Below are 26127 nucleotides of genomic sequence, written 5' to 3'. Positions count from 1 at the left end.
ACATTATGTAAAAAACCAGTAATCAATGAAGCTAATTATTGATCCTGTATTTATGAATTTGAAAAAAGGCTAGCGGGCTGCAAAAAGAGCAGTGTATAAAAAGTAAAGGATTATCATCAGGAACATTGCCGCATACATGATCAGGTCCACTCGGACGTACTCCTTATATTTTTCGTAAAGTTTTTTGAGTTTTTTCATGAGTTTGGAGTATAGATTCTCATTGCCGTTCTTTTCTAACTGGTTTTAGTTCATATTCATTTCAGTACTTGGCAGGTACCATGGCCTCAAATTCAGCAATGAAAGAGGTGCCTTCTCCAAGGGTGCTCTCACATCGTATGGTTCCGCCCATGGCTTCAACAAATTGTTTGACAATAGAGAGGCCAAGACCGGTGGAGGTTTCGTTGCCAGTAGGTTTTGCAGTTAGCTTCTGATATTTACCAAACAGTTTCTTTTGGTCTTCCTCACTTATACCAGGCCCCTGATCTGAAATATTAAAAGTAACCTTATCACCTTTCTGAACTAAGCTTACAGATATAGCTGTGTCGCTAGGTGAAAATTTAATAGCATTGGAGAGCAAGTTTTCAAAAACCTGGTTCACAAAGCTGATGTCAATATTGACGCGCACATTGTCATCTATTTGCTCATTAATGACTATGCCTTTTTCTTTGGCAGTAATTCTGTATCTTGATACACACTCTTTGATAACCTCCGTAAGGTTGGTCTCCTCAAGCTTAATATTGAGTTTTCTGGATTCAATAGCTTCAATATCAAGTATTTTAGCAATCATTTCATTAAGGCGGTTAGCGCTTACTTCTATGCTTTCCAGGTACTTCAGCGTATCATCATCCAGCTCAGAGGTAAGTTTTATGATTGTTGTAAAACCTTTTATCTGGTTTAAAGGGCTTTTGAGATCATGTGCTACAATACCTATCAGGTTATTTTTTTCATTGTTGAGGTTAATGAGCTCTCTGTTTTTTTTAAGAATTTCATCCTTTTGTTTTTCAACTTCGGCATGCATGTTTGAAATAGTCTTATTCGCTTCATGGAGGTATTCTGCCTGATCCATGATTGACTCTTTCTGCATTTCCAGTTCTTTGTTTTTCTTTAGGATCTGCTCGTGAGCTATTCTTAACTTTTCTGTTTGTTCTGTTATCTGCTTTTTTTGCTCCCGGAGTTCATCATTCTTCTGGGAGATTTCCTCATAGGCTTCTTCAAGGTTATCAGCCAGTAACATGAGATCCTTTTTCTTATACTCCAACAGATAATTATTGGATACCACAGTTTCGTTAGTCTTTTTAAGCAGGTTAATCTCCTTCTTTAGCTCTTGGGTTTTTAAGTCAAGGGTTTGATTATATTCAGATTTTAAAGACTTTGATTGGTCTTCGATAGAGATAATGTTCGAAGCTACCTTTTCCTTATATGCCTCGAGTATCTCAAGTATTTGGTTTCCGTCTGCATGAGGCGCAGCCTTTTCAATTTTTTCAATAAGATCGAAAATGTCTTTTTTGGTATCTTTTATACCCTTTAAGACCCCTTTAAATTTGCTCATTTAGGTTTGCAATATTAAAATTCATATCACCATTTAGCTTATGGTAACCTAAAAGTTAAAAAAAAAATACTTTAGGTAGAACTACCAATAGCTATTTTATTATTCTCTCAATTATTCCCTCAATCTTTTTTTGAGTTTTACAGGATTCTTACTTTTTCTCATTTTCATATTAAGGAACTCAACCATAAGAGAGAAGAATACAGCAAAATAGATGTACCCTTTAGGGACATGGTAATGCAAAGCTTCTATGGCAAGCATAAAACCTATAAGAATGAGGAAAGACAATGCCAATACCTCCAGAGTAGGGTGTTTGCTAATAAAGCCACTTATTTTTTTTGAGAATAGCATCATCACAGCGATAGATATTATAACAGCAACGATCATAAGAATAACCTGGTCAGTTAAACCTATTGCCGTTAATATCGAGTCAAACGAAAAGATGACATCCAATAATATGATTTGAAAAATTACCAAAAGCATTGTAGTACTACCTTTGCTGATATCCAAGTGCTCTTCACCTTCCATTTTTTGGTGGATCTCCAAAGTACTTTTGATGATCAGAAAGATACCTCCGGCAAATAGAATGAGATCACGTCCACTAAAACCCAGATCAAATAAGGTGAATAGGGGCTCTGTAAAAGTGATAATCCAGGTGATACCCAGTAAGAGTCCGATTCTAAATACCAGAGCAAGGGAGAGACCTAGGTTTCTGGCTTTAGTCTGTTGGTTTTGTGGAAGTTTGTTGGAGACAATAGAAATAAATATGATGTTGTCTATACCCAATACTATCTCAAGAAATGTCAAGGTAAGCAGAGCAACCCACGTTTCCGGTAGTAAAAAGATTTCCATGGCCTCAAAGATATAAGAAATTTCTTTTTCGGGTCAACTGATCCTTCCATATACAAGAAATATTGGAAAGGTTACAGCTTGATTGTCATCCCATTGGCTTTGGATCTGGTCTATCAGAGCTTCTACGGGGTTATGCCGCTTTTGCTGTATATAATGCTGTACTGCAGACCAGGACTCCAGGTAGCCTTTTAAGTGACTCAGGTTCCATTGTATAGCATAATGGAAGTAGGTTTGCCGAGGGTTAATTAATGGAAAATTAATATCTGCATATTCTTTCAGCAATACCTTTCGCTCAGGGTCCCAATAATCACCTACGACATGATTATGGAAATGCCTAATAATAGGATCAATGCTTTCATTCACTTGTAATATATTATAACCCCAGTAAGCCAGTGTAGCATCGGGGCTGGCTACTCTCAATACTTCTTTATAAAAAGACTCTACTTCAAACCAGTGCAACGCCTGGGCTACTGTGATGAGATCAACACATGATGAGGGAATGGAGGTGCTTTCGGCAGGAGCCAGCATGTACTGAATATTTGGGACTTTGACGGCATTTTCGAGTTGTTTGCTGCTTATGTCGGTTGCACATACCTTTTTAAAACGTTTCGATAGCTGGTATGCTACCTGACCGTTACCAGTACCACAGTCCCAAGCGTAATTAAAATTCTTTATTTTATCAAATAGATAATTATAAAGCATGGGAGGGTAATGTGGCCGGTATGCAGCATATAGATCGGATTGCCTGGAAAAATTATCTTTTACGGACATAGCTTGTCTGCTCTTCTATTAAAATTATCAACTCTTCCCGGTTATTCTACGGTTCGGTAACACTTTTTTTTAATAGGTCTGGGCTATGAGCAATTTAGCCTTATGAAAATAAACACAATCTCCATGAAAGATATTATTACCATTTTTAGTTTATGCATTATAACAATGACAGGCCTTGCCCAAAGCAATATTTCTGGGAGGGTAACGGACAGTAGGGGAGAGCCAGTTATAGGAGCCAATATTTTTATTGTTGACAGCTATGATGGTACGTCTTCGGATGTGCAGGGTTTTTTCAGTTTTTCAACTTCAGAACAGGGGAGTCTGGCGCTAAGGATTACATATATAGGTTATGAAACCTATGAAATGCCTATTGAACTGCCATCAGAAGCTGTAGTTCTTGATATAACTCTGACAGAGAAAGTAAACCGACTGGATGCTGTAGTAATTAGTGCAGGATTATTTACAGCCGGGGAAGAAAGTAGTCGAGAGGTGCTTAAGTCATTGGATATCGTTACTACGGCGGGAGCTACTGCCGATATTTCTGGTGCGTTAAATACCTTGCCTGGTACGCAAATAGTTGGGGAGACAGGTCGGCTTTTTGTACGAGGAGGTGAGGGTAATGAAACTAAAACTTTTATTGATGGTATTGAAGTGCTTAATCCTTACTCTTCATCTGCACCCAATACGCCCGGACGAGGAAGGTTTTCCCCTTTCATGTTTAGAGGGACAAGCTTCAGTACGGGGGGGTATTCCGCAGAGTATGGCCAGGCACTTTCCTCGGCGTTAGTTCTTAATAGCAAAGATGTACCTGATGAGACAAGGACCGATATTTCACTAATGACAGTTGGGGCGGATGTGTCTCATACTCGTGAAATGAAAGAAGGCGCCTTTGCAGGAAAACTTCAGTACACTAATCTGACACCTTACTTTAAGGCTGTAGATCAAAATTTGGATTGGGACCGGGCTCCACAATCTATTGAAGGAAACTTCATGTTGAGAAAAGCACTCAACGATATGCATGAGCTTAAGATGTACTCAAATTTTAGCTGGTCAGACTTCGTTGTTTACCAGCCCCGGATCATATATACATCAGCTAAGGATAAAATGGACCTGACCAATAATTATCAATATATCAATACTTCATTAAGAAGTATCATTAATGATCAATGGAGCGTGTTTTCAGGTATTTCCTATACCAAGAGTAATGAAAGAACCCATGTTAACGATGAAAAGTATCAGGAGCGTGAAGAGGGAATCCACCTTAAAACAGTGATAGCTGATGATGTTTCTGACGAGTTATCATTACAGTTTGGAGGCGAGCATTTCATAAGAGACTATTCCTATGAAAATATAGTGCAACCCGATGAGGAACTTGGAATTGACTTGGGGTTAACAGCCCTCTTTGCAGAGATGGATCTGTATACTTCAAACCGTTTTGTAACCAGAGCAGGTATTAGAGGTGAATATAACTGGATGCAGGATATGTTCTATGTTGTGCCTAGATTGTCAATTGCTTATAAAACAGGGGAAAACAGTCAGATGTCAGTGGCGTATGGTCAGTTTAATCAAACCGGCAGGAATGACCTTGTAAGAATAAAAAACAGTCTGGAAGATGAGAGAGCAGATCATTATATCATTAACTACCAAAGAGAGGAAAACGGAAGGACTTTTAGGGTTGAGGCTTACTACAAAAACTATGATAACTTGATTAAGTTTTCCCAGAGCTATAACCCTGATAGTTATACGAACAATGGCGATGGATATGCCAGAGGTATAGACGTTTTTTGGAGAGATAACAAGACTTTGAAAGGCGTAGACTACTGGTTGTCTTATTCTTACCTTGATACAGAAAGGGATTATCATAATTTCCCTTACCAGGCGGCACCAACTTTTGCTTCGGAGCATAACTTTTCAGCGGTATTTAAATATTTTATCAACGCCTTGAAAACACAGCTGGGGGGTACCTACAGTTACGCTAGTGGCCGGCCTTTTAATAATCCTAATCTTGAATTATTTAATTCAGAGAAAACGGCTGACTATCATGATTTAAGTCTTAATGCCAGCTATTTGTTGAAGTCCAATGTCATTATCCATGGCTCTGTTACCAATGTATTTGGGTTTGATAACATATTTGGTTTCGAGAGCAGTAACGAACCCAATGAAAATGGTGAATTCATATTAAGACCTGTAAAGCAAGCGGCACCCAGGTTTATTTTCCTAGGGGTATTCATAACGTTATCTAAGGATAAATCGGTTAATCAGCTACCCACACTGTAAGTGAATTTGTAGCATATTAAACATTATAAACAATTAAAAATACAAGCATTATGAGAACTATAGTTTTGATTGCAACCATGCTTTTTGCTGCACATTTGAGTCAGGCGGCACCATCAAAATATGAAGAGGTGATGAAAGAGAATATTGAGAAACTTTATGAATCAAGAACCATTGAAGAATATCAGACTGTAATTAACAAGTTTGATCGCATAGCGGCGAAAGAAACAGATAAGTGGGGGCCTCTATATTATGCCGGCTTTGGGTACATCATGATGGCCACAAACGCTGATGAAGTTTCCATGAAGGATAAATATCTTGACCTTGCGCTTGAGAGGATCAATGCTGGGAAGGCAATTGCTCCTAAGGAATCGGAAATAATTGCCCTTGAGGGGTTTGTACATATGATCAGAGTAACTGTAGATCCGGCTACCCGCGGGGCTCAGTATTCAGGGCTATCTATGCAGGCTTTCAGTAAGGCGCTGGAGATTAACCCTGATAACCCTAGGGCATTGTATCTTATGGGCCAAATGGAGTTTGGTACAGCCAAGTTTTTTGGGGCTGATACGAGTGAGGCATGCACGAAGATACAGGCAGCAGTTAGTAAGTTTGATGTGTACACGCCGGATAGCCCCTTGGCCCCTGCCTGGGGAAAGGGAGGGGCAATAGCTGCGTCGGAAATGTGTAAGTAGAAGCGGCTATGGGCCTATGATAAAGGCTTTGCTTAACCTTGGAAGTTTAGCAAAGCCTTTATTTTTGATCATTACTTTATCACTCCAAGGTATTCTCTCCAAACCCCGACTTCATAACGATATTGAAACGCCATTACCCGGCTCATCTGATGTAAATGGTTGAGGTCGTGTACCACCCAGGTAGCCAGCAACTGCTTCAATGTGACTGTCCCCAGAGCAGGGTGTCTTCCTTTCTTATTTAGGTTTTTAGCAACAGGCAAAGTACTTAGTATTCTGAGGTTTTCGCTGCGCAGCTTTTCAAATTCCTGCAGCAGGTCCTTTAATGACTTTCCTTTGCTGCTGTTAAATTGAGCAAACCTGTCGAATGGTTCAAACGGTTTGTCTTCCCCCTTTTCTATAATAAGTCTGGTGCGAGCTATCCAGTCCGTTCTTTCTCCATGGATCAAATGCCCGACAATATCAAAGGCACTCCAGGTATCTTCACCTTCATTTTTGTGTGTCCAGTCCGGAGGTAGATCGCTGAGCCACGTACTAAGGATAGCAGGGGTTTTTGAAAGTATTTCAGTGGATTGTTTGAGGTTAAATTCCATTGGGTTATTCTATGTTACAGTTCATCTAACGGATTCTACAACCGAGTAGTTATTTTTTGAAAGAGGTCATTAGGAGCTGCACTTTTACATCATGTTTAAAGAAAAAATGAAATAATCATGACCAGATTAACTTTAGTATTCCTAATAGTTTTTATAAGTATGGTAAGCCTTAAGGCACAAGGAGATGAGCAAATGGTTGCAAATTTAACCGTTAAAATAGAGGGTAGCATTGCATCCGCTGGTAAGCTTCAATTGGCGTTGTATAGCTCAGAAAACGATTGGTTAAAGAATGAAATGAAAACGCTATATATTGATGTTGCGCAAGATGATAACCATACCTTTCATATTGAAGGTCTGTCTGTTGGTACTTATGCCATAGCGGTGATCCATGATAAAAACAATAATGGTGAACTTGATATGGGAATGATGGGGCCTACTGAAAAATATGGTTTTTCCAATAATGCAAGGGGTATGTTTGGGCCGGCTACTTATAGTGATGCTTCTTTTTATGTAGAATATGATGAGGTAATTACAATCAAACTATAAAAATGGAAGATCTCGTTAATAGCATGTTGTTGATCCATATACTGGCCGGATGTATTGCCCTTATTGCTGCTCCGGTGGCGATGGTGGTCAGTAAAGGTGCAAATACTCACAGAATATGGGGTAAAGTATATTTTTGGACTATGTCTGCAATTTTTGTCACAGCCCTGGTGCTCTCTATTTTTAAATGGATTCCATTTTTGTTGATGATTGCAGTATTCAGTTACTATTGGGTAGTAAGTGGTTACCGTTGGTTATATCTTAAAAGGCTGGGGCGAGGTGCCGCTCCGGCTATGTTGGACTGGATAGCGCTTGTCATTGCACTGGCTTTCAATCTTGTATTTATTGGGTGGGGTATCGTGCAGGCTATGGGAAATGAATTAGGGTTCTATGCGTATCTGGCTATAGGTTTTGGAATTGGAGGCTTGATTGTTGCTTTGGGGAATCTACGAAGCTTTTTGAGTAATAAAGATAAAAACAAGTGGTTGTTCGAACATATTGGAGGCATGTTGGGGAGTTATATAGCAGCTGTTACGGCATTCTCCTCTCAGGTTTTTACATTTATGCCTGGCCTTTGGCAATGGGTATGGCCTTCCATAATCGGTGTGCCTGTTATCACTTACACCATTTATAAATATAAAAAGAAAATCAGCGGGGATCATAAAGTCGAAGATTTGGTAACGATCAAAAGTTGAGTCTTAAAATATTTTGATAATTTCACCTTCTATGATTGGTATTGTTAGCAAGAAAAGCTTTTGGGTTAAGCAGTTAAAAGAGATTGGTGTTATTATTTTGATCAGTTTACCCTTTGCATTTGTGTCTTGTCCAGATTGTTTTAAGAATCCTGAACATCTGGGCTGGGTCTTTTTTATAAACTCCATTGCATGGGTTACTTTATGGAAAGGGAACTCATACGTTGCAGACTTGATAGATACTCGCTACTACTGGGTAAAATATCCTGTGAAAAGACTTATGCTTGGTATTTTAGGCCATGTTATATATACATGCATTGCTATAGTTTGTATTTTCTATGCCCTCGAGTATTTGTTTGACATATCAATGGGAAACATCAAAAATATCCTTACTTACTCTGTAGTGTTTACCATGTTGATTTCTCTGATACTGTATAGTGTTTCTTTTTTGAGATCGTGGAGAGAATTGGCTGTAGAGAGCGAACGAATGAAAAAGGAGGTCATAAGTTCGAAGTACGAATCTTTGAAAAATCAAGTAAACCCACACTTCCTTTTTAACAGCCTGAATGCACTTACCAACCTCGTTTATGAGGATCAGGATCAGGCAGTCAAATTTATAAAAAAGCTTTCTGATGTTTATAGGTATGTATTGGAGTCGAGAGATAAAGATTTGGAGGAGTTGGAAATGGAATTGAAATTTGCAGAGTCGTATCTTTTTTTACAAAAAATAAGGTATAGTGATAGTCTTCAGGTTTCTAAACAGAAAATGGAGCCAAAGGGGGTAAGAATTCCTCCTTTGAGTATTCAGATGTTGCTGGAAAATGCCATTAAGCATAATATCATTTCAGAAGATGAGCCATTGCAAATAGACATATATCAGGAAGGAGGCTATTTATTCGTGGTTAACAATCTTCAAAAGAAAAACATAATTAAAAGTGAGTCATCTGAAATGGGACTTGCGAATATTAAGGCCAGGTATTCCTTTTTTACAGAACACCCGGTGATAATAGATGATAGTGATCATAAGTTTACCGTTGGGTTGCCATTATTGAAATAAGCTATGGATGTATTTATAATTGAAGATGAGAAGCCAGCTGCAGCACGGCTGGAAAGGCTACTTAAAAATTACAACGGAGAGATCAATGTATTGGCTAAGATTGACTCAGTCAAGAAAGCAATCAAGTGGCTACAATCACACGACCCTGAGATTATATTCATGGATATACAACTAGCTGATGGCTTAAGCTTTGAGATTTTTGAGCATGTAGACATCCAGGCACCTGTTATATTTACCACTGCTTACGATGAGTATGCTTTGAAAGCATTTAAGGTTAATAGCATTGATTATTTGTTAAAACCGATCGATGAAGAGGAGCTTGATAATGCATTTAAAAAGTTAGATCGTCTTGCTAATAACCATCAATCTCAAAGTAATACCCTGGCTCAGATTAATCAGGCAATGACTATGCTCACGAATAAATATAAAAGCAGGTTCGTGGTCAAGGTGGGAGAACATATTAAGTCGATCGCTGTAGATGAAATTCAATATTTTTTCAGCAGGGATAAAGCTTCTTTCTGTTGCTTAGAAGATGCAAAAAATTACTTGCTGGACTATTCCCTGGAGCAGATTGAGGGAATGGTGGACCCTGAGATTTTCTTTAGAATTAGCAGGAAATACCTGATATCACTAGAAGCTATTGAAGATATAATCAGTTACTCCAACAGCAGGTTGAGGGTAGTGCTGCAAAACTGCACCGATGAGGATGTAATCGTGAGCCGTGAGCGGGTAAATGATTTTAAAAGTTGGTTGGACAGATAGGTGGTTTATAGCCAACATTTTAATTTTTCAAAAGGGGAAATGAATTCAAAAATCAATTATATTTAATTTCGAATTTTTACATCCCTATGGAACAAAAGCCTTCATCACACTGTATCAACTGTTCTGCAAAAGTTGAAGCCGTATATTGCAGTCAATGCGGACAAAAGGTTGAGGTTAATAAGTTGAAGTGGAATACAATTCTTTCCGAAGTAAATCAACGGGTTTTAGGGCTCGATAATAAGTTTGCCAAAACAGTGAGAGATTTGACCATAAGGCCAGGCCATGTGGTACAGTTATTTATAGATGGTAACCGAGTAAAATACATTGGGCCTGTGGGGTATTTATTTATATTAAGCACCATTTATGTATTGTGTGTATCCATACTCAATGTGGATATGGTTGAATTTACCAGAAACACCAGCGATATATTTACGGGGCAAAATGCTCAGGGAACTAAGGCCGAAGGGTTGCATCGGATGCTAATGGATAACTTAAAAATAGTGTCATTTGCATTGATTCCCTTTTTTACTCTTAGTACCTATATTTTGTTTAGGAAAAAGGGATACAACCTACTGGAAACATCTGTGTTGATTTTTTATACACATGCCCATCCGCTGTTGCTGTCCTTTATGGCACTTTTTGCCTTTAAGTTTTGGGGAGTATCAGGTAATAGCTATGTCTTCCCTATATCCATTTTTTTCTATGCATTTGGATGCGCCAGCTTTTATAGCGGCAATAAGGTCATGAACTTTGTTAAAGGGCTATTGGGTTTTACTTTTGGCTTTATATTGTTTGCATTTTTGATTGCCGCATTTGTTATTTTAATGCTGGTTGTTGATAACGAACTGGCCAGATCCATATTGGGTCAATAATTCTTGCCATGTGCCAAGTCTTTATACATCTGTTTAAGGCGTTTGAGCTCTTTTCCATACATGGTAGTTGTAATGAAATGAGTTAGAGCAAGTACTAAAATACCTGTACTCAAAGCTATACCTATGGTGAAAGCTGGCCGTGGCAGAGAATAAATGCCAGTATTATAAAAATTCGTATTAACCTGATAGAGAATAAACAACCCCCCAGCAATGAGCGGAGTCAATACTTTGTAAAGGAGCAAATAACCCTTTACCTTTTTTATGATCTGTAAAATGGCTTCTGTAATATTGTTTTCACTGAGGTTTATCCTGCTTAAAGTCAGGTGCTTTATTCGGTAATGCAGGCACAGCAGGATAGCTATAAACAGCAGTTCTCCACTGATGATATACCTGCTTTTCAGCCCCAGTATAAAAGTAATCGATACAAAACCTGCTGTTACCAGTACCATAAAAACCGCATCAGTTAGCATCGACCTGTTTATGCTTTTAAGAGATCTTCTTGTTTTGATCTCAAAGATGCTATCGAGCTCTTTTCTGCTATATTGAACAGGTTTGGCTTCTTGCCAAGTTTTTTTTAGTTCGTTAAGTTCCATTATCTTATAACCAATATTTCTTTTAGTTTTTTCTTTACTCTGTTGAGTCTTACACCAACGTTAGTTTCTGTGAGGCCCATGATATCAGCAATTTCCTTATATGGTTTTTCTTCGAGATAGAGCATTACCAAAGCTTTGTCTGTTTCGGATAGCGTGGAAATGGCCATGCGTAAGTTTTCATAGCGATAAGGGTCATGGTTTTCATAGTATTCATAGGCTTTGCTGTCTATGCTTTCACTTACGAGGCGTTGCTTCTTTTTATTTCTGGATATAGCAGTATATAAAGCTACACGATACATCCAAGTAGTAAGTTTTGAGTTACCTTTAAATCTGGGGTATGCCTGCCATAATTGCAGAAGAATTTCCTGAAAAAGGTCATCGTGATCATCTTTATTATTAGTGTACATTCTACATACCTTATGTACAATATTTTGGTGCAGATCTATCTGATCTAAAAACTCTTTTTCTTCCTGTTTCACTTTAATTACAACGATTCTCTATTTAATAGTGTCTTAAAAGAACTATTTCTTACAAAAAAATGCTAAATTATTTCGAGACTAAGGATGTTACACTGTAGTACGAATTTTGAAGAAAGTTTTTTTGTCATATTTTTGCATGTTAAATATACGCTCGTGAGTCGCTTCCAACAAATACTCTTGTTTTCTCTTCTTAGTACACAAATACTATTTGTCAATATGGCAAATGCACAGTATGATGAGGTAGGGACTACCAATCACATGTTTTATTATAGCGGACATCTGGGAATTACCGAAAAAGTTGAGTTTAACCTACAACTCAACGGTCCTACAGTATCAGGGTCGTATATTATAGAGCGTACAGGGGTACTGTTTACCTTTAGTGGCAGAATGGCATCCGATAAAAGTGGTATTGGCCTTATAATTTTTGACGAAGAAAATCAATTTATCGCTACTATTGAAGCAAAGCTTATCTCTGAGGATAACAACTTCGCCAAGGAGATCAAAGGGCGGTGGAAATCATCAGATGGAAAAAGACAGGTTAACCTGAATCTGAAAAAAATTGCAGAGTTAGCTAGTGTTGAGAAGAATGACGCACCTTCATTATATGGGTTTGCTACTCAGAATGATTTAGATCAACTTATAGCGGGGTTCAAGCCTTTGGGTGAATATTCTGATTCATTTGATGATACTGAAATGCCTCAGACAAACTTATATGCTAGTAAAAAATGTTTTCTGAAGGAAATAATCAACACCTCCGAAGTAAAAAGATTGGGTAGGGAGTAATTCTCCTTGAAATTAATTTGTTAGGGCACTCCTGGTTTATTACTTTATGTTTCTCCAAATTCCGATTACCTTGAGCGTTTCCTGTTCCTTATTTGCTTGACTAGTTTCATATATATATATATAAAACTTGCATGTTTGAACGTTTATTTTTCGTTAAAAAAAGTGATGTTTTGTGTAACAAATTTGCCACTTGTACAGTCTAAATAACTAAAAGCAACCAAGCCACAAGCCCCATGTCTAACCAATATCTTGATAAGCTTTTATTGATAACCATGTTTTCAATAATGTTTCTTTCCTGTTTATGTTGGGGGAAAATATTATTAGATGGTAATGGCGACGAACCTATCCTTGTTGAAAGTGCTGTATCTGAGGAAGTACGTACGGTTAAGCAAATTAGAAATAATGCAACAATGCTATCCGGTGCTTTGGTTGTGCTATCTCGTTTTGTGCATATAGCCTCAGGTGAGGAAGATTAATTACGCTCCCTTTTCTACTCGTAATGTTCTGGCTATTAATATGGCTACCACGCTAAAAACCAGAGCAAAATACCCTACATATTCGTAATTCAACAGCGCTTTAGCGTCAGGAGTAACCGTGGAGGGGGTTTCTGTAACGATAAATCCTCCGATCAAAGCTGCTAGCCCTGAGGATACCTGTTGCACAGATGATCTTATAGACATAAAGCTCCCTCGGTTTTCAGGCTTGATAACCGATGTTACCATGGTAGTTGAAGGTACTATTCTTCCATTCGCAAGAATAAAGAATACCCCGGTAAAGACTAATGCTTCCCATAAAGGTACTGGCTGCAAATGAGTAATGATCAGGATAGGTAGCATAACCAATATTCCAAAAATAGTAAATACGTTCAGGCGACCGTATTTGTCCGCCAGCCTGCCTACCATGGGTGATGTAAATATTGTTAGACCACCTCCTACCAGATAAATATAGGTAAGTTGTTGCTCAGAAAAACCTACATTACCCACCATATAGGGTGCAATGAAGGGGATGATGGTAAAGTGGCCCAGCATAAGCATGGAGGTAAAGATCAGCCCCATAAGTGGGTTTCTCCTTCCAAAAATGACCTTGATGATAGATACGACACTTTGCCAAATGGAAACATTGCTTTCAGTGGCAATGTGCTGGCGCATGGAGGGTATATAATTAAGTATCAGAATGTTAATAATAACACCTAGCAAAGCCAGCAGCAGAAATGGGGCATGCCAGCTAAAGATGGTGGCCAGGTAGAGTCCGAAAGGCACCCCTAATACAGAGGCTACTGAAAATGCAGCCATTACAAAACCAATTCCGGCAGCTCTTCTTTCCAGTGGAATGGCATCACTTACTATGGACAATATTAGAGCCCCCAGTATCCCTCCGAAGGCTCCGGCAATGCATCTGGTTAGAAGTAATACCTCATAGCTGGGTGCGAAGGCACAAGCCAAGGTACCTAGTGTAAAACCAATATATATAAAGGTAAGGCATGTTTTGCGATCAAAACGGTCAATCAAAAAGGCAGCAAAAAATCCAGAGGCACCAGCTGAGAAAGAATAAGAGGAAACCAGCAGGCTAAATTGCTGAGGGGAAATGTCAAATAGACGCATAAGTTGTGGCCCCAATGGCATCATGATCATAAAATCCATGATGTGAGTAAATAAAGCTGCTGCTAGTATAAAAAGGAGGAGTCGTTCTTTAGTCATGGGAATGGTGTGAAGATATTGAATAATGTTTAAACGATGAAAAGAAATTAATTCTGGATTATTCCTGAATTCATGTTATTTGTACTCTTTATAGCAAGGCCAAGTATTTCCATTTCAAGGCTTACGCCTAAAAGTGTCGTTAGGTTGTTATAAACCTATAAAGCTTGTCTGGGAGATCAGCGAAAAACAAGAGGAGGTTTACTGATAGCGTACAGGAGGGAATCATAGTTTATAACTGCCATCATTTCTTGATAGTTTCTGACAGAAGTCGCGAATATATATGGTTGCTCGTCTGAAATTTGGTAAAATCTCATCATGCTGTTAAATTAACCTCTTTATCGTTACTTCTTTGATTACCTGTAGTTTAGAATATGATGGCATTCTCAGCTGGAATAGGATATAAAAAATACTACAAGAAAATGCAGGTTAAAACTCAAAAATATTTGAAAATACACGGAGATAATTTTATATTATAAACGTCATTGTCATTTATGAATGATATGGTATCATTGGCATTGATAGTCTCGTGGGTTCGTCTACGAGGCAAATGAAAAGAGGCCTTTAAACTTTTTATATGGACAGTAAAAAACCACTGATCTTGTTGGTTGAGGATGATGATATTGATGCATTTATAGTAAACACAATGCTTCCGAAGTTTTGCGAGCAATGTGATATTAAGCGTGTTAGAAACGGGGCGGAAGCTACTGAATATTTTAAAAACACTGAAAACGAACGCCCTTCTGTTGTTTTGCTAGATCTTATTATGCCATTTATGGGTGGTAAGGAGTTTTTGGCAGAAATGGGAAAAGATGATGAGTTAAAGCAGTTACCCGTGGTGGTGTTGAGCTCTTCGAGTAGCTCCTACGATCGTTTGGAATGTGTTGAACTTGGAGTGGCTAAATACTTTGTTAAGCCTCTTACACCCGATATTTCTAAGGAAATTCTGGAGATGGCATTCGTCGCCTGACAGGTTTGTTACAGTATTAAAAGGCTATTCTTCTTCATCCGTGTAGAAAATTGTCTACGTAATGTATTTTTCAGGTATAACTATGAAATGATAAGCAGTATTTATTTGTGTCTAATGCTTGTTATTGCTCTTATATGATCTGTTGGATCGATTTTTTCTCTTCTAAAAGGGAGCAATAAACATACATGTAGTTATGAGAAAAATACTTATCCCTTCTGATCTTACTGACATTTCTGAAAATGCACTGCGCCTGGCCATGGATATGCCAGAAACTTTTAACGCTGAAATATATCTGGTAAACTTTACCAAGCATCCACTGGGTGAGTCTTTTGCAGTTACTGGTGATGTAGATAAAAAATATGTAAATGAAGACAATGTCTATGCTATCAGTTTGGTGAAAAGATATTATAAACAATTGGCTGAACTTGCCACCAGGTATAGTACAGAAACACGCCCAATCCATTACAAAATTTATGACTCAGTGTTGAAAAAAGGTGTTACTAAATTTGTAAAAGAAAATGATATTGACCTGATCATAATGGGTACAAGTGGTGAAGAATCTGCAGAAGAATTTTTTTCGGGCAACCATACGGAACAAGTAATTGAGGTAGCCACATGTCCGGTAATATCAATTAAAGAGAACTATAAGAAAGGAGATCTTTCAAAAATAGTTTTGGGCTTAAGCACTGAAAGGGATAGGAAGGACAACTTTCTTAAGGCCACCAACTATCTAAATGATCTAGCTGAGAGCTTAAATGCAGAGATTGAGATTGTGAATGTTGTTGATCCTGGTAAGGATAGTAAAATTGAAAGGGAAAAAGAACTCAGCGAATTTGCAAGCAAATTTGATCTAAGAAATTATACTATTAGTGTGGTGCCGTATCATGATAAAGAAAAAGGCCTTATCAATTTTGCAAGCGAGCGAAACGCCGGTTTATTAGCCGTATTTACACACGCTGAGGATGGCTTCTTCAGAATATTAAGGAGTAGTTTGTCCGAGCACTTAAGTATGCACTCAGAAACACCCGTCGTAACTATAAATCTGCATAATATATAAAATCAGAGTAAATACTTCAGGTGTTGACATCAGGATGAGTTTTTTGACAAAATAGTATTTGCCTTATCTATTGTAGCAGGATGATGCTACCAGCTGTCAGAATAACAAGAGTTGGGGAAGGAGACTAGTATTTTAACCATATAAGTTTTGCAACCCGGGATACCTGGGTAAATTCATCTAATTTATGTCAATGGTCACCTTAGGAGTCTTGACCCCAGTACTAGATAGGAAACCTGTGAGCATCCATATAAGCGGTATATTGGGTTTTCTTTTGGATGGAGTCAACATTGGTCAAGTTGTAGAAAGCTATCTAACCCTTTACCTGTGGGTTTCAAAGAAATTGAACTTACAGTCAAAGTACATACAACTGTATATTTCCAGAAGGTGCCGTTCGACAGGAGAGGTCACTTCCATGAACAGCACTTTCATATTCATGATCATTCTTTTTGTTTTGTCGAGGTTGGGAACTTTATTCTTTTTGTCGGTGTAGAGATTGTTTTCTTTTGCCAGTTCCCATGCCAGATGAGCTTGGTATTTTGTATAACCTTTTACATGATAGCTTAATCGGTTAATAACTTTTTCTGAAGTGCCAACATAGATCACCTCACCATCGTCAATAAAAGCATAGACACCTTTGAAGTCCGAAAGTCTGCCTAGCTTTTTTATTATACTCTTTTCTCCTTGCCCTTTGCCAAAGAGGTCCTTTACCTTGAATGCTTTTCCTATCAATGATTTAAAAACCTCCAACCTCTTAGGAAGATACTCTTGGGTATACTCTTCAAAAGTATGCTCAAAGTTGTTCATGGTAGTTGAAGTTATCATAGTAAGTTGTTTATAATCTGTGGCCACCGAATTACCCTGAAAAGTATCACTGTTATCACAAAAATCAGAAGCACATGAATGAGAGCTCCAAAACTGAAAACAAATACCAAGAGCAGCTATCTGATAAATCAGGGTAGCCGCTATAATTTATGATATGTTACTCATAACGTGTCAGATTTTTGAAGTTGTAAGAGTTATATAGAAAAGGTTGTGCCATAGTCGGATAATGACTTTATGAGATATGGAGTGATTTGATAAAGGCATGTTTGAGAATAATGATCCTCTTAAGTGTGGAGATAATTCCCCGTTTTTGAATTATTTTTTTGTATTATTAAATATATATATGCGTCCCAAATGGTATAAGGGTGCATTTTGTGATATTGGTATAGATTTTTCTCTTTAAGGAGAAAGGTAAATCATGCTGGCAACCATGATAGTAGTTAAGGTTGTGCTGGCTGTATTGATAATATTTGTGGTTTTTAGAGTGCAGTTTACTTGTTTTTGAAGCTATTTTTTGAAAAAGTAAACATGAGTGACCACGTACCCGAGGGCAAAATAAGGACATCTAAAATTAATAATTAGCGACTAGATGAAGGAACAGATACTGGTGGTAGATGATGAGGTGGAGATATGTTTATTACTATCTGGTATGTTGAGGAAAATGGGATTTGGAGCTGAGTATGCCCACAGTGTTTCTGAAGGAATTGATAAGATAGGCAAAAGGAAATATGACATCGTATTCCTGGACCTGAACCTTCCTGATGGTCTGGGTTTCCATTTAATACCTAAAGTGAAAAAGGCTAACCCTAACTCCAAGGTAATAATTATCAGCGCTTATGATGGTAGCATTGAAAGGCAAAGAGCCATATCAGAGGGTGCACATTTTTTTATTCCCAAACCATTTAACAAACAAATGATTGTAAATGCTCTGGAAGAACTGGAAATACCATATTCTTCCTGAATATTAAAAACATAGATTCAGATACAATATATACCGATGGAGAAAATATTAATAATTGACGATGACAATGATATTTGTCTACTATTGAATAAATTCCTGACGAAGAACAACTATGAAGTAGAGTATGTAAACACCGGAGAAGAGGCGATAAGATTGCTCAGAAAGAAGGCCTTTGATCTGGTAATTAGTGATTACAGGTTACCAGATGAAGACGGAGTAAGTCTGTTGAGAAAAATCAAGATTATTAACCCAGATACTGCGGTAATTATAATAACAGGTTATTCTGATGTGAGAATAGCTGTTCAAACTTTGAAACATGGAGCCTATGATTATGTAACCAAGCCTTTGTACCCAGATGAAATATTGGTCACGGTTAAGGATGCCATAAAGCAACAAAAGGAGCAACAACATGTGGTAAGGACAAGCACCAATAAGAGCAGAGGGAAGTCCAAAACATTGACAAAGCAATATGTGACAGGTAGAAGTAGTCAGGCAGAGATAGTGCAAAAGCATATTGAACTTATTGCTCCTACCGACATGTCAGTGATCATTACAGGGGAAACAGGTACAGGAAAGGAGTTTGTTGCCAATGCTATTCATAATAAAAGTCAACGTAAGAATGAACCCTTTATAGCCATAGATTGTGGTGCCTTGCCTAAAGAATTAGCTGGAAGCGAACTTTTTGGTCACATGAAGGGTGCATTTACAGGAGCATTGGCGGATAAGCAGGGTAGTTTCGAGTTAGCTAATGGTGGCACGCTGTTTCTGGATGAGATTGGTAACCTAACCTATGAAAATCAAATTAAGCTACTCCGAGTACTGCAAGAAAGGAAAATAAAGCGACTTGGAGGAGTAAGAGATATAGAAATAGATGTAAGGGTGATAGCAGCTACCAATGAAGACCTAAAGGAAGTTGTTAGAAATGGTAAGTTCAGGGAGGATCTATACCATCGCTTGAATGAGTTTAAAATTGAGCTTTCACCCTTAAGAGAGAGGAAAACGGATATCCTCATATTTGCTGAGCATTTCTTACAGCTAGCTAACAGTCAGCTTGATAAAAATGTGGAGAAGTTTGACAGTGAAGTGGAAGAAAAGCTGCGAAACTATTATTGGCATGGCAATCTGCGAGAACTTCAAAATGTTGTGAAACGTTCAGTCTTGTTATGTCAGGGAGAAAGTGTAAGCTTAGAGTGCCTTCCTTCCGAGATTATCTCTCCAGATTACCTGTCATCGGCCCTTACATCCTATGACGGGCAGGTTGCGGATGTCACCAACTTGAAATCAGTTTCTGAAAATGCCGAACGGAGTGCGATCATCAGTGTGCTCGAAAAGACTGGGTATAATAAAACTAAAGCTGCAGAAGTATTGAATATTGATCGCAAAACGCTTTACAATAAATTGAAGGCCTATGATATTAATGTGTAATATTTATCAGTATGAATAGCTGTTTTAAGTGTTACTGCTATAGATAAAGTTAGAATGACAGTATTAAACTTCTTTATAACGCCTTCATATTTATTCCACTTAAGTTTATGCTTAACAGCCAACCTGAACTTTACAACTTTAACATATAGTTATTTTTGTGGAGTTTTTTCTACACATGGGTAAAGTTTACGCGACACTACAAATGGCATCAATAAAGTCTTTAAGAATAATTTTTGGGGTAATTATCGGTATCCTTCTGATTTTGTCTTCTGTAGCATACAGAAGCCTGAATGTATTTATGGAAAATGCAAGATGGGTTAATAATACTAATATAAGTTTAAGGGAACTAGAGAAGGTGATTTCATATGTGAAAGACGGTGAGAATGCTCAGCGTGGCTACCTTCTTACACAAGATTCTACTTACCTGACACCGTACTACAATAGTAAGTGGATGGCGCTATCTAAAGTAGCAATGATAGATAGTTTGATTATTGAAGACGTTCAGAGGCCGAAAGTTGATTCGTTAAGTAGGCTGGTGGAGAAGCAGTATGCTATCATAGAGGAGATTATTAAAAGAGACAAGCAAGAGGACTTCAGTGAATTTGGTGATAGCTTGCTCTACGCTGGGCGTGATAATATGGCTGCTTTGCGTAGTCTGGTCAATAGGATGGAAGACCATGAGTGGAAACTGTTAAGAGAGAGAACCTCTCAACAAGACTATTCCAGTGGTATTGTTCCATTGCTCATTTTTTTGAGTCTTGTGTTTGCAATTATTGCCGTGGCTTATCTGTTTTCTCAAGTCTATAAGTCGCTAAAAAAAAGGATGGTCACTGAAATTGAACTCGAAAGAAATTTGATGCAGCTCAGTGAGGAAGTCAATACAAAGGAGTTAGTTCAGGAATCGCTGCAAAAGGTGCTTGATAACTCCGGCAGTGAGATAACCTTCCTTAAAGCCCTAAGGGATGAACGAAATGAGATTTTTGACTTTGAGATTGTGCTCTCAAACAGAAAGGGGGAAGCAAAAAAACAAAATGGAAATAACCATAGCTTATTAGAATCTTATCCTGGCGTAAAAGATACCGGACTTTTTGAGATGTATAAAGAGGTTGTCAATACCGGAAGGACTCAAAAAAAGGAGGTGTTTTATGATAAGGCTGGTTATAATACCTGGTTTGATATGTCAGCCGTTAAACTGGAAGATGGATGTGTTACAACCAGTACGGATATTACGGAAAGGAAAAGAGATGCGGAGCTTATTAAAGAAAACCAGCGAAAATTTGAAGCTATTTTTAACCAGACTTTCCAGTTTATAGGCTTGTTGGACCATGCTGGTCGCTGGCTCGATGCCAACCACACATCATTGGCTCTGGGAGATACTCCTAAGGAGTCTATTATTGATGAATACCTTTGGAACGCCCCTCTATGGAAGCAGTCTCAAGGTTCAACGCAATTATTGAAAAATGCTGTAAAAAGAGCATCTGATGGCGATTTTGTAAGGTATGAGATGGAAATATCAGGGGGGATGCGTGAATTACTCACTATAGACTTTTCATTAAAGCCGATAAAAAATGATATGGGGGAAGTAGAAATGATCATACTGGAAGGGAGAGATTTGTCGGAGTTAAAAAAGGCTGAAGCTGAGCGATCTTTTACCCTGAAGTTGAGTCTGATCATTGCTAATTCTAACTCTTTTGAAGAGGCTGTAAACCGGGTTTTTCAGCAGATTGCAGAACGCTTCGACCTCGACTACAATGAAGTGTGGCTACCGGAAGAAAATAAATTGTATATGTCAGACATTTTTTATGCCCGGGACCCAGAGCTTGAGAAGTTCCATGAATACTCTAGTTCAATGGTGATAACTGGAGAGCAAGGCTTTCCTGCTAATGTCATGAAAACCCACAAATTGGAATATATCGCTGATATCAGTCAGGTTTCTGATAAGCATCTGATTAGAAAACGACAGGCTACAGAGCTAAGTTTCGTTTCTGCTTTTGGTATTCCAATAATATTTAATAGTGAGTTAGTATTGGTTTCAGTTTTTTTTTCGAAAAAGCCAATGAAGGAGATTGAGGATATTATAAATGCTATCACTCAGATTTCTTCCTCGCTGGGGGCCTTATTGATACGAAAAAGAACACAAGATGAAATCGAAAAGAATAACATCATTCTTGCTGCGGCCGAATCTATGGCCAAGATGGGAAGTTGGGAGTGGAGCCTTCACCAGAATAAAATGAAATGGTCTAAAGGCATGTATGAACTGTATAACACAAGCCCTGAGGATTTAACGCCGACCTATGATACCTTTTTTAAATATCTCTACGATGAGGACAGGGAGCATTTTGAAAAAGAGTTGAGTGAAGCTGTGAAGCATGGAACAGGATATCAAGTTGAATTCAGGGTACAGCTCAATAATAATGAAGTAAGAACCCATAGTGCTTTAGCTACGCCAAAAATTGATTCAGGAGGTAAGGTGGAAAGTTTTTATGGTACCGTTCAGGATATAACTCGACAAAAGAAGTTTGAGCATGAATTGTTGCTCAAGAATCAAGAGTTAAAGAAGTCTAATGAAAATCTTGAACAGTTTGCCTATGTAGCTTCGCATGATCTTCAGGAGCCCTTAAGAAAGATAAGAGCTTTTGGTGATCGGTTGGTGACAAAATACGCTGAAACTCTTGATGAGCGAGGTCTGGACTATGTTTCCAGAATGCAGGGAGCAGCTGAAAGGATGCAGTCTTTGATTGATGACTTGCTGAAATATTCACGGGTGGCTCGAAATATCAAGTCATTTGCCAAAGTTGAACTCAATGAGGTCGTAGACGAAGTATTGGGGGACTTGGAGGTTAGAATCCGTGAGCACCATGCCGAAATTATGGTTGATCAACTACCGGTAATTGATGGGGATAATATGCAGTTGAGGCAGTTGTTTCAAAATCTGATTAGCAACGCTATAAAATTCACGCCCGATGACAGGAGTCCGCTCATCATAATAAAGGGCAAGTGCATAAAAGGAGCTGAAATTAAAGAGCAGTTTGATGTTAATTCAAACCCGATGGAGTATTTTGTTGAAATAAAAATAAAAGATAATGGGATTGGGTTTGACTCTAAATATGCAGAACGTATATTCAATATATTTGAACGGTTACATGGTAGGAATCAATTTAAAGGTACGGGTATTGGTCTTGCCATAAGCCAGAAAGTGGTGCAAAACCATGGAGGCATAATAAAAGCTAGTAGTAAGAAAGGGGACGGAGCCACCTTTACAATTATATTACCAATAAATAACAATAATCATGAATAATCAAATCATAGGTAATCAAAATATGGCAAAAACAATCACGATTCTTATGGCTGATGATGACCCTGATGATAGGATGCTGGCGCAGGAGGCTCTTTCTGAAAACCGGTTGGCCAATGATTTACATTTCGTTGAAGATGGGGAAGAGCTTCTAGACTATTTATATAAAAGAGGCAAATATAATGTTGATAATGCACCAAAACCTGGATTAATACTTCTTGATCTGAATATGCCTAAAATGGATGGAAGGGAGGCTCTTAGGCGTATTAAAAGTGATGCAGAACTAAAGCGAATACCGGTTGTTGTACTTACCACCTCTAAAGCCCAACAAGATATTGTCAAGAGTTATGATCTGGGGGTCAACTCTTTTATTTCGAAGCCGGTAACCTTTGAGGAGCTTGTGGATGTAACCCGACGCATTGGCGATTACTGGTTTGGAATAGTAGAGTTGCCTAAAGGAGATAAAAACAACTAGTTATGGTAATGCAAAAAAGTATCAAGGTGTTTTTGATTGATGATGATGAAGATGATTTCGTTATTGTCAAAGACTATCTTTCTGAGTTAAATGGTAGTGCCACCTTTAGCCTGGACTGGGAGCCTGATTTTAATAGGGCTCTTGATACTGTTTGCACACAACAATATAACATATGTCTTGTCGATTACCGACTGGGAGAAAAGAATGGCCTTGATTTTATCAGAAGTGTTCGGTTTAGAGGCTGCGACACCCCTTTGATACTGCTAACAGGTAAGGGAGACAAAGAAATTGACTATCAGGCGATGAGGTTAGGAGCCTCAGATTACCTGATAAAGACCGAAATTGATGCCGGGATGCTGGGGCGAAGTATTAGGTATGCAATTAATCATAGCAATTCTATAAAGGAATTAAATACAAAAGAAGAAAAGTACAGATCACTCTTTGAGAGGTCTGTTGATGCTATCTATATGATCAATAAAAAATGCTTGTTTCTTGATGTTAACGATAGCATGATGAGGCTGCTAGGATACTCCAAAAGTGAATTCCTCGAAATGAATATGAAAGATATATTTCAGAGTGACGAGCAGTACAGGTATTATCATGACAGGCTTACAAAAGAGGGGCATCTCAAAGATTTGGAGGTGCACATGGTAAAAAAGGATGGGACTGATATTATTTGTCTGATTAATGGTATTGCCCTTAATGATAACCTGGGGAATACTTATGGGTATCAGGGTATAATCCATGATCTGACTATGAGAAAACGAGCTGAGGAGGAGCTGTTGATGGCGGAGAAACTAACTATGACCGGCCAGATAGCCAGAAGTATGGCTCATGAGGTTCGTAACCCTCTTACTAACCTTAATCTGGCTTTGGAGCAACTGCGGGAAGAGGTGGTAGACGGAGATGATACAGCCTTGTATTTTGATATTATTAGAAGAAATGCTGATCGTATTGAGCAGTTGATCACGGAAATGCTTAAATCATCTAAACCAAAGCAGCTTAACCCTGAGGTAAGAAGCATTAATGAAGTGCTGGATGAGGCTCTGGAAATGACTGAAGACAGGAGAAAACTCAGAGGTATAAAGCTTATGAAGAACTTTGAGGAGAATATTCCTTTGGTATCTTTAGATAAAGAGCAGTTAAAAACAGCTTTTCTTAATGTTATAATTAATGCAATAGAAGCCATGAAAGAGCAGGAGGGGGTGTTGCGAGTGGAGACAACCTCTAATAGTGAATCTGTACTGGTTTGCATCGCAGATAATGGCAAGGGCATTCCGAAAGAGGAAATAAAGAAGCTGTTTGATCCATTTTTTACAGGCAAAAAGGGAGGAATGGGACTAGGGCTTACATCAACTCAAAATATAATTAACAGTCACCATGCACGAATTAATGTTGAAAGTAAGGTGGGCGAAGGCACCGCTTTCAAAATTAGTTTTCTAAAGCACTTTTCTTAGATTTTAAGACTATTTGTTAAAGAAATAATAAAAGAAAAATGAGTAGTGAAGTAATTAATCCGGCAACAGGCAAGAAGATCAGAAACTACAACGAAATGTCAACCGATGAAGCGTTAAAAGCCGTAGATAAAACGAATGAGGCATGGAAGCGATGGAGAAGCACCACCTTTAAAGAACGTGCGGAATGCATGCACAATGCGGCTCGAATATTAAAGGATGAAAAGAACAAGTGGGCAAAGCTTATGACTGAGGAAATGGGTAAGGTGACTAAGTCGGGCATAGCAGAAGCAGAAAAGTGCGCTTGGGTATGTGAATATTATGCCAATAACGCTGAGAAGTTTCTTGAAGCTAAGGTCGTTGAAACGGATGCTTCTAAAAGTTATGTTTCATATCAGCCTATTGGAGTTGTACTTGCAGTAATGCCTTGGAATTTTCCGTTCTGGCAGGTACTACGTTTCGCTGCTCCAACATTGATGGCTGGTAATGCCGGAGTGCTCAAGCATGCCTCTAATGTACCAGGGTGTGCCAATGCAATCGAAGAAATATTTAGAAGGGCTGGTTTCCCTGAAAACCTGTTTACTACCCTGTTGATAGGATCAGATAAGGTCAATGATATTATCGGACATGAAAAAATAAGGGCAGTTACGCTAACGGGAAGTACTCCGGCAGGCAAGGCAGTAGCCTCCAGGGCAGGAGAAATGCTAAAGAAGACTGTACTGGAGCTTGGAGGCAGTGATCCTTATGTGATTTTAAAAGATGCTGATCTGGAGGCAACTGTAGAAACTTGTGTTACCAGCAGATTAATAAATGCAGGCCAAAGCTGTATTGCTGCCAAGCGATTTATTGTAGTAAAAGAGCTGAAGGCACAGTTCGAAAGAATGATGGTTGAGCAGATGAGATCTAAAGTGTTAGGAGATCCAGCAAACGATATGACAGATTTGGGGCCGATGGCAAGAGAGGACCTTAGAGATGAGTTACACAAACAGGTTCAGCAAAGTATTAACTTAGGTGCAAAGTGCCTTTTGGGCGGAGAGGTACCTGATATGCAGGGAGCTTATTACTCTGCTACAGTATTAACGGATGTAAGGTCAGGTACTCCTGCATACGATGAAGAATTGTTTGGCCCGGTTGCAGCCATCATTGAAGCACAAGACGAGCAAGATGCTATAAGGATAGCTAATGACACAAGTTTTGGATTAGGAGCTGCAATTTTCACCCGTGATAAGCATAAAGGAGAGCAAATTGCAGCAAAAGAGCTGGAAGCGGGTAGTTGTTTTGTTAATTCCTTCGTTAAGTCTGATCCACGTTTGCCCTTTGGAGGCATTAAGGAGAGTGGCTATGGTCGTGAACTTGGCATTTTTGGTATCAGAGAATTTGTCAATATTAAAACAGTCTATATTAAATGATAAATAAGGTGCTTAACTTGTTCTTATTAAGACTGAGTGCTATTGAGGGTTAATGTATG

General features: G+C 38.5%; 25 protein-coding genes. 17 read left to right on the top strand and 8 right to left on the bottom strand.

Annotated elements, in window-relative coordinates; genetic code table 11:
* Positions 1–259: 259 nt before the first annotated feature.
* The 3 genes from JMN32_RS24655 to JMN32_RS24645 form a co-directional block, all read right to left on the bottom strand.
* Entirely contained in the window at positions 260–1549 is a 1290-nt protein-coding gene (locus tag JMN32_RS24655) for a sensor histidine kinase (RefSeq protein WP_202859047.1), read from the bottom strand.
* A gap of 111 nt (positions 1550–1660) precedes the next feature.
* Complete coding sequence (locus JMN32_RS24650) at positions 1661–2398, bottom strand: TerC family protein (RefSeq protein WP_202859046.1); 738 nt, start codon at positions 2396–2398, stop codon at positions 1661–1663.
* Positions 2399–2431: 33 nt separating this feature from the next.
* A complete protein-coding gene (locus JMN32_RS24645; protein WP_202859045.1) occupies positions 2432–3169 on the bottom strand; it encodes a class I SAM-dependent methyltransferase in 738 nt (245 codons plus the stop codon).
* Between the two features lie 123 nt (positions 3170–3292).
* On the opposite strand from JMN32_RS24645, the gene JMN32_RS24640 reads away from it, so the two are divergent.
* Together JMN32_RS24640 and JMN32_RS24635 are read left to right on the top strand one after the other, a co-directional pair.
* Positions 3293–5446, top strand: coding sequence for a TonB-dependent receptor (locus JMN32_RS24640; RefSeq protein WP_202859044.1), 2154 nt, complete (start codon positions 3293–3295; stop codon positions 5444–5446).
* A 50-nt stretch (positions 5447–5496) separates the two neighbouring features.
* Complete coding sequence (locus tag JMN32_RS24635; RefSeq protein WP_202859043.1) at positions 5497–6135, top strand: tetratricopeptide repeat protein; 639 nt, start codon at positions 5497–5499, stop codon at positions 6133–6135.
* Positions 6136–6206: 71 nt separating this feature from the next.
* On the opposite strand, the gene JMN32_RS24630 is transcribed toward JMN32_RS24635, so the two are convergent.
* The gene (locus JMN32_RS24630; RefSeq protein ID WP_202859042.1) at positions 6207–6725 is read right to left on the bottom strand and encodes a DinB family protein; all 519 of its coding nucleotides are present in this window, start codon (positions 6723–6725) and stop codon (positions 6207–6209) included.
* 117 nt (positions 6726–6842) lie between these two features.
* Between JMN32_RS24630 and JMN32_RS24625 the strand changes: the two genes are divergently transcribed.
* From JMN32_RS24625 to JMN32_RS24605, 5 genes are all read left to right on the top strand, one after another.
* Positions 6843–7271 (top strand): DUF2141 domain-containing protein, encoded by a 429-nt coding sequence (locus JMN32_RS24625; protein WP_238354607.1) that lies wholly within the window; start codon positions 6843–6845, stop codon positions 7269–7271.
* A gap of 2 nt (positions 7272–7273) precedes the next feature.
* Positions 7274–7963, top strand: a complete 690-nt coding sequence (locus JMN32_RS24620; protein WP_202859041.1) for a DUF2306 domain-containing protein — start codon at positions 7274–7276, stop codon at positions 7961–7963.
* A 31-nt stretch (positions 7964–7994) separates the two neighbouring features.
* The gene (locus JMN32_RS24615) at positions 7995–9017 is read left to right on the top strand and encodes a sensor histidine kinase (RefSeq protein WP_202859040.1); all 1023 of its coding nucleotides are present in this window, start codon (positions 7995–7997) and stop codon (positions 9015–9017) included.
* A gap of 3 nt (positions 9018–9020) precedes the next feature.
* On the top strand, positions 9021–9779 hold the full coding sequence (locus JMN32_RS24610; protein WP_202859039.1) for a LytR/AlgR family response regulator transcription factor: 759 nt from the start codon (positions 9021–9023) through the stop codon (positions 9777–9779).
* Positions 9780–9865: 86 nt separating this feature from the next.
* The gene (locus JMN32_RS24605; protein ID WP_202859038.1) at positions 9866–10651 is read left to right on the top strand and encodes a DUF3667 domain-containing protein; all 786 of its coding nucleotides are present in this window, start codon (positions 9866–9868) and stop codon (positions 10649–10651) included.
* Here JMN32_RS24605 and JMN32_RS24600 read toward each other — a convergent pair.
* Positions 10645–11244, bottom strand: a complete 600-nt coding sequence (locus JMN32_RS24600; RefSeq protein WP_202859037.1) for an SLC5/6 family protein — start codon at positions 11242–11244, stop codon at positions 10645–10647. The genes JMN32_RS24605 and JMN32_RS24600 overlap by 7 nt on opposite strands.
* The gene (locus JMN32_RS24595) at positions 11244–11723 is read right to left on the bottom strand and encodes an RNA polymerase sigma factor (RefSeq protein WP_202859036.1); all 480 of its coding nucleotides are present in this window, start codon (positions 11721–11723) and stop codon (positions 11244–11246) included. Before JMN32_RS24595 ends, JMN32_RS24600 begins: the two co-directional genes overlap by 1 nt.
* Positions 11724–11939: 216 nt before the next feature.
* On the opposite strand from JMN32_RS24595, the gene JMN32_RS24590 reads away from it, so the two are divergent.
* Both JMN32_RS24590 and JMN32_RS24585 read left to right on the top strand, forming a co-directional pair.
* Complete coding sequence (locus tag JMN32_RS24590; protein ID WP_202859035.1) at positions 11940–12506, top strand: hypothetical protein; 567 nt, start codon at positions 11940–11942, stop codon at positions 12504–12506.
* 233 nt (positions 12507–12739) lie between these two features.
* Positions 12740–12982, top strand: coding sequence for a hypothetical protein (locus tag JMN32_RS24585; RefSeq protein WP_202859034.1), 243 nt, complete (start codon positions 12740–12742; stop codon positions 12980–12982).
* Here JMN32_RS24585 and JMN32_RS24580 read toward each other — a convergent pair whose 3' ends face one another.
* Positions 12983–14203: an MFS transporter gene (locus JMN32_RS24580; RefSeq protein WP_202859033.1), complete on the bottom strand. Its 1221-nt coding sequence runs from the start codon at positions 14201–14203 to the stop codon at positions 12983–12985.
* Between the two features lie 574 nt (positions 14204–14777).
* On the opposite strand from JMN32_RS24580, the gene JMN32_RS24575 reads away from it, so the two are divergent.
* Positions 14778–15170: a response regulator gene (locus JMN32_RS24575; protein WP_202859032.1), complete on the top strand. Its 393-nt coding sequence runs from the start codon at positions 14778–14780 to the stop codon at positions 15168–15170.
* Positions 15171–15363: 193 nt separating this feature from the next.
* Positions 15364–16227, top strand: coding sequence for a universal stress protein (locus JMN32_RS24570; protein ID WP_202859031.1), 864 nt, complete (start codon positions 15364–15366; stop codon positions 16225–16227).
* A gap of 318 nt (positions 16228–16545) precedes the next feature.
* On the opposite strand, the gene JMN32_RS24565 is transcribed toward JMN32_RS24570, so the two are convergent.
* Positions 16546–17049, bottom strand: a complete 504-nt coding sequence (locus JMN32_RS24565) for a GIY-YIG nuclease family protein (protein WP_202859030.1) — start codon at positions 17047–17049, stop codon at positions 16546–16548.
* Between the two features lie 589 nt (positions 17050–17638).
* Here JMN32_RS24565 and JMN32_RS24560 point away from each other — a divergent pair.
* From JMN32_RS24560 to JMN32_RS24535, 6 genes are all read left to right on the top strand, one after another.
* Positions 17639–18010 carry a response regulator gene (locus JMN32_RS24560; RefSeq protein ID WP_202859029.1) on the top strand — a complete coding sequence of 124 codons (372 nt, stop codon included), beginning with the start codon at positions 17639–17641 and terminating at the stop codon, positions 18008–18010.
* 36 nt (positions 18011–18046) lie between these two features.
* Positions 18047–19435 carry a sigma-54-dependent transcriptional regulator gene (locus tag JMN32_RS24555; protein WP_202859028.1) on the top strand — a complete coding sequence of 463 codons (1389 nt, stop codon included), beginning with the start codon at positions 18047–18049 and terminating at the stop codon, positions 19433–19435.
* Positions 19436–19610: 175 nt separating this feature from the next.
* A complete protein-coding gene (locus JMN32_RS24550; RefSeq protein ID WP_202859027.1) occupies positions 19611–22733 on the top strand; it encodes an ATP-binding protein in 3123 nt (1040 codons plus the stop codon).
* Positions 22726–23205 (top strand): response regulator, encoded by a 480-nt coding sequence (locus JMN32_RS24545; RefSeq protein ID WP_238354606.1) that lies wholly within the window; start codon positions 22726–22728, stop codon positions 23203–23205. The genes JMN32_RS24550 and JMN32_RS24545 overlap by 8 nt, the downstream gene beginning before the upstream one ends.
* 8 nt (positions 23206–23213) lie before the next feature.
* Positions 23214–24662 (top strand): hybrid sensor histidine kinase/response regulator, encoded by a 1449-nt coding sequence (locus JMN32_RS24540; protein WP_202859026.1) that lies wholly within the window; start codon positions 23214–23216, stop codon positions 24660–24662.
* A gap of 38 nt (positions 24663–24700) precedes the next feature.
* Positions 24701–26068: an NAD-dependent succinate-semialdehyde dehydrogenase gene (locus tag JMN32_RS24535; RefSeq protein ID WP_202859025.1), complete on the top strand. Its 1368-nt coding sequence runs from the start codon at positions 24701–24703 to the stop codon at positions 26066–26068.
* Positions 26069–26127: the final 59 nt, after the last annotated feature.

Origin of the sequence: Fulvivirga marina, assembly GCF_016775155.1 — a bacterium.
GTDB classification, from domain to species: domain Bacteria; phylum Bacteroidota; class Bacteroidia; order Cytophagales; family Cyclobacteriaceae; genus Fulvivirga; species Fulvivirga marina.
The sequence above is the reverse complement of the archived record's forward strand: the minus strand, read 5'-3'. Positions and strand labels throughout refer to the sequence as shown.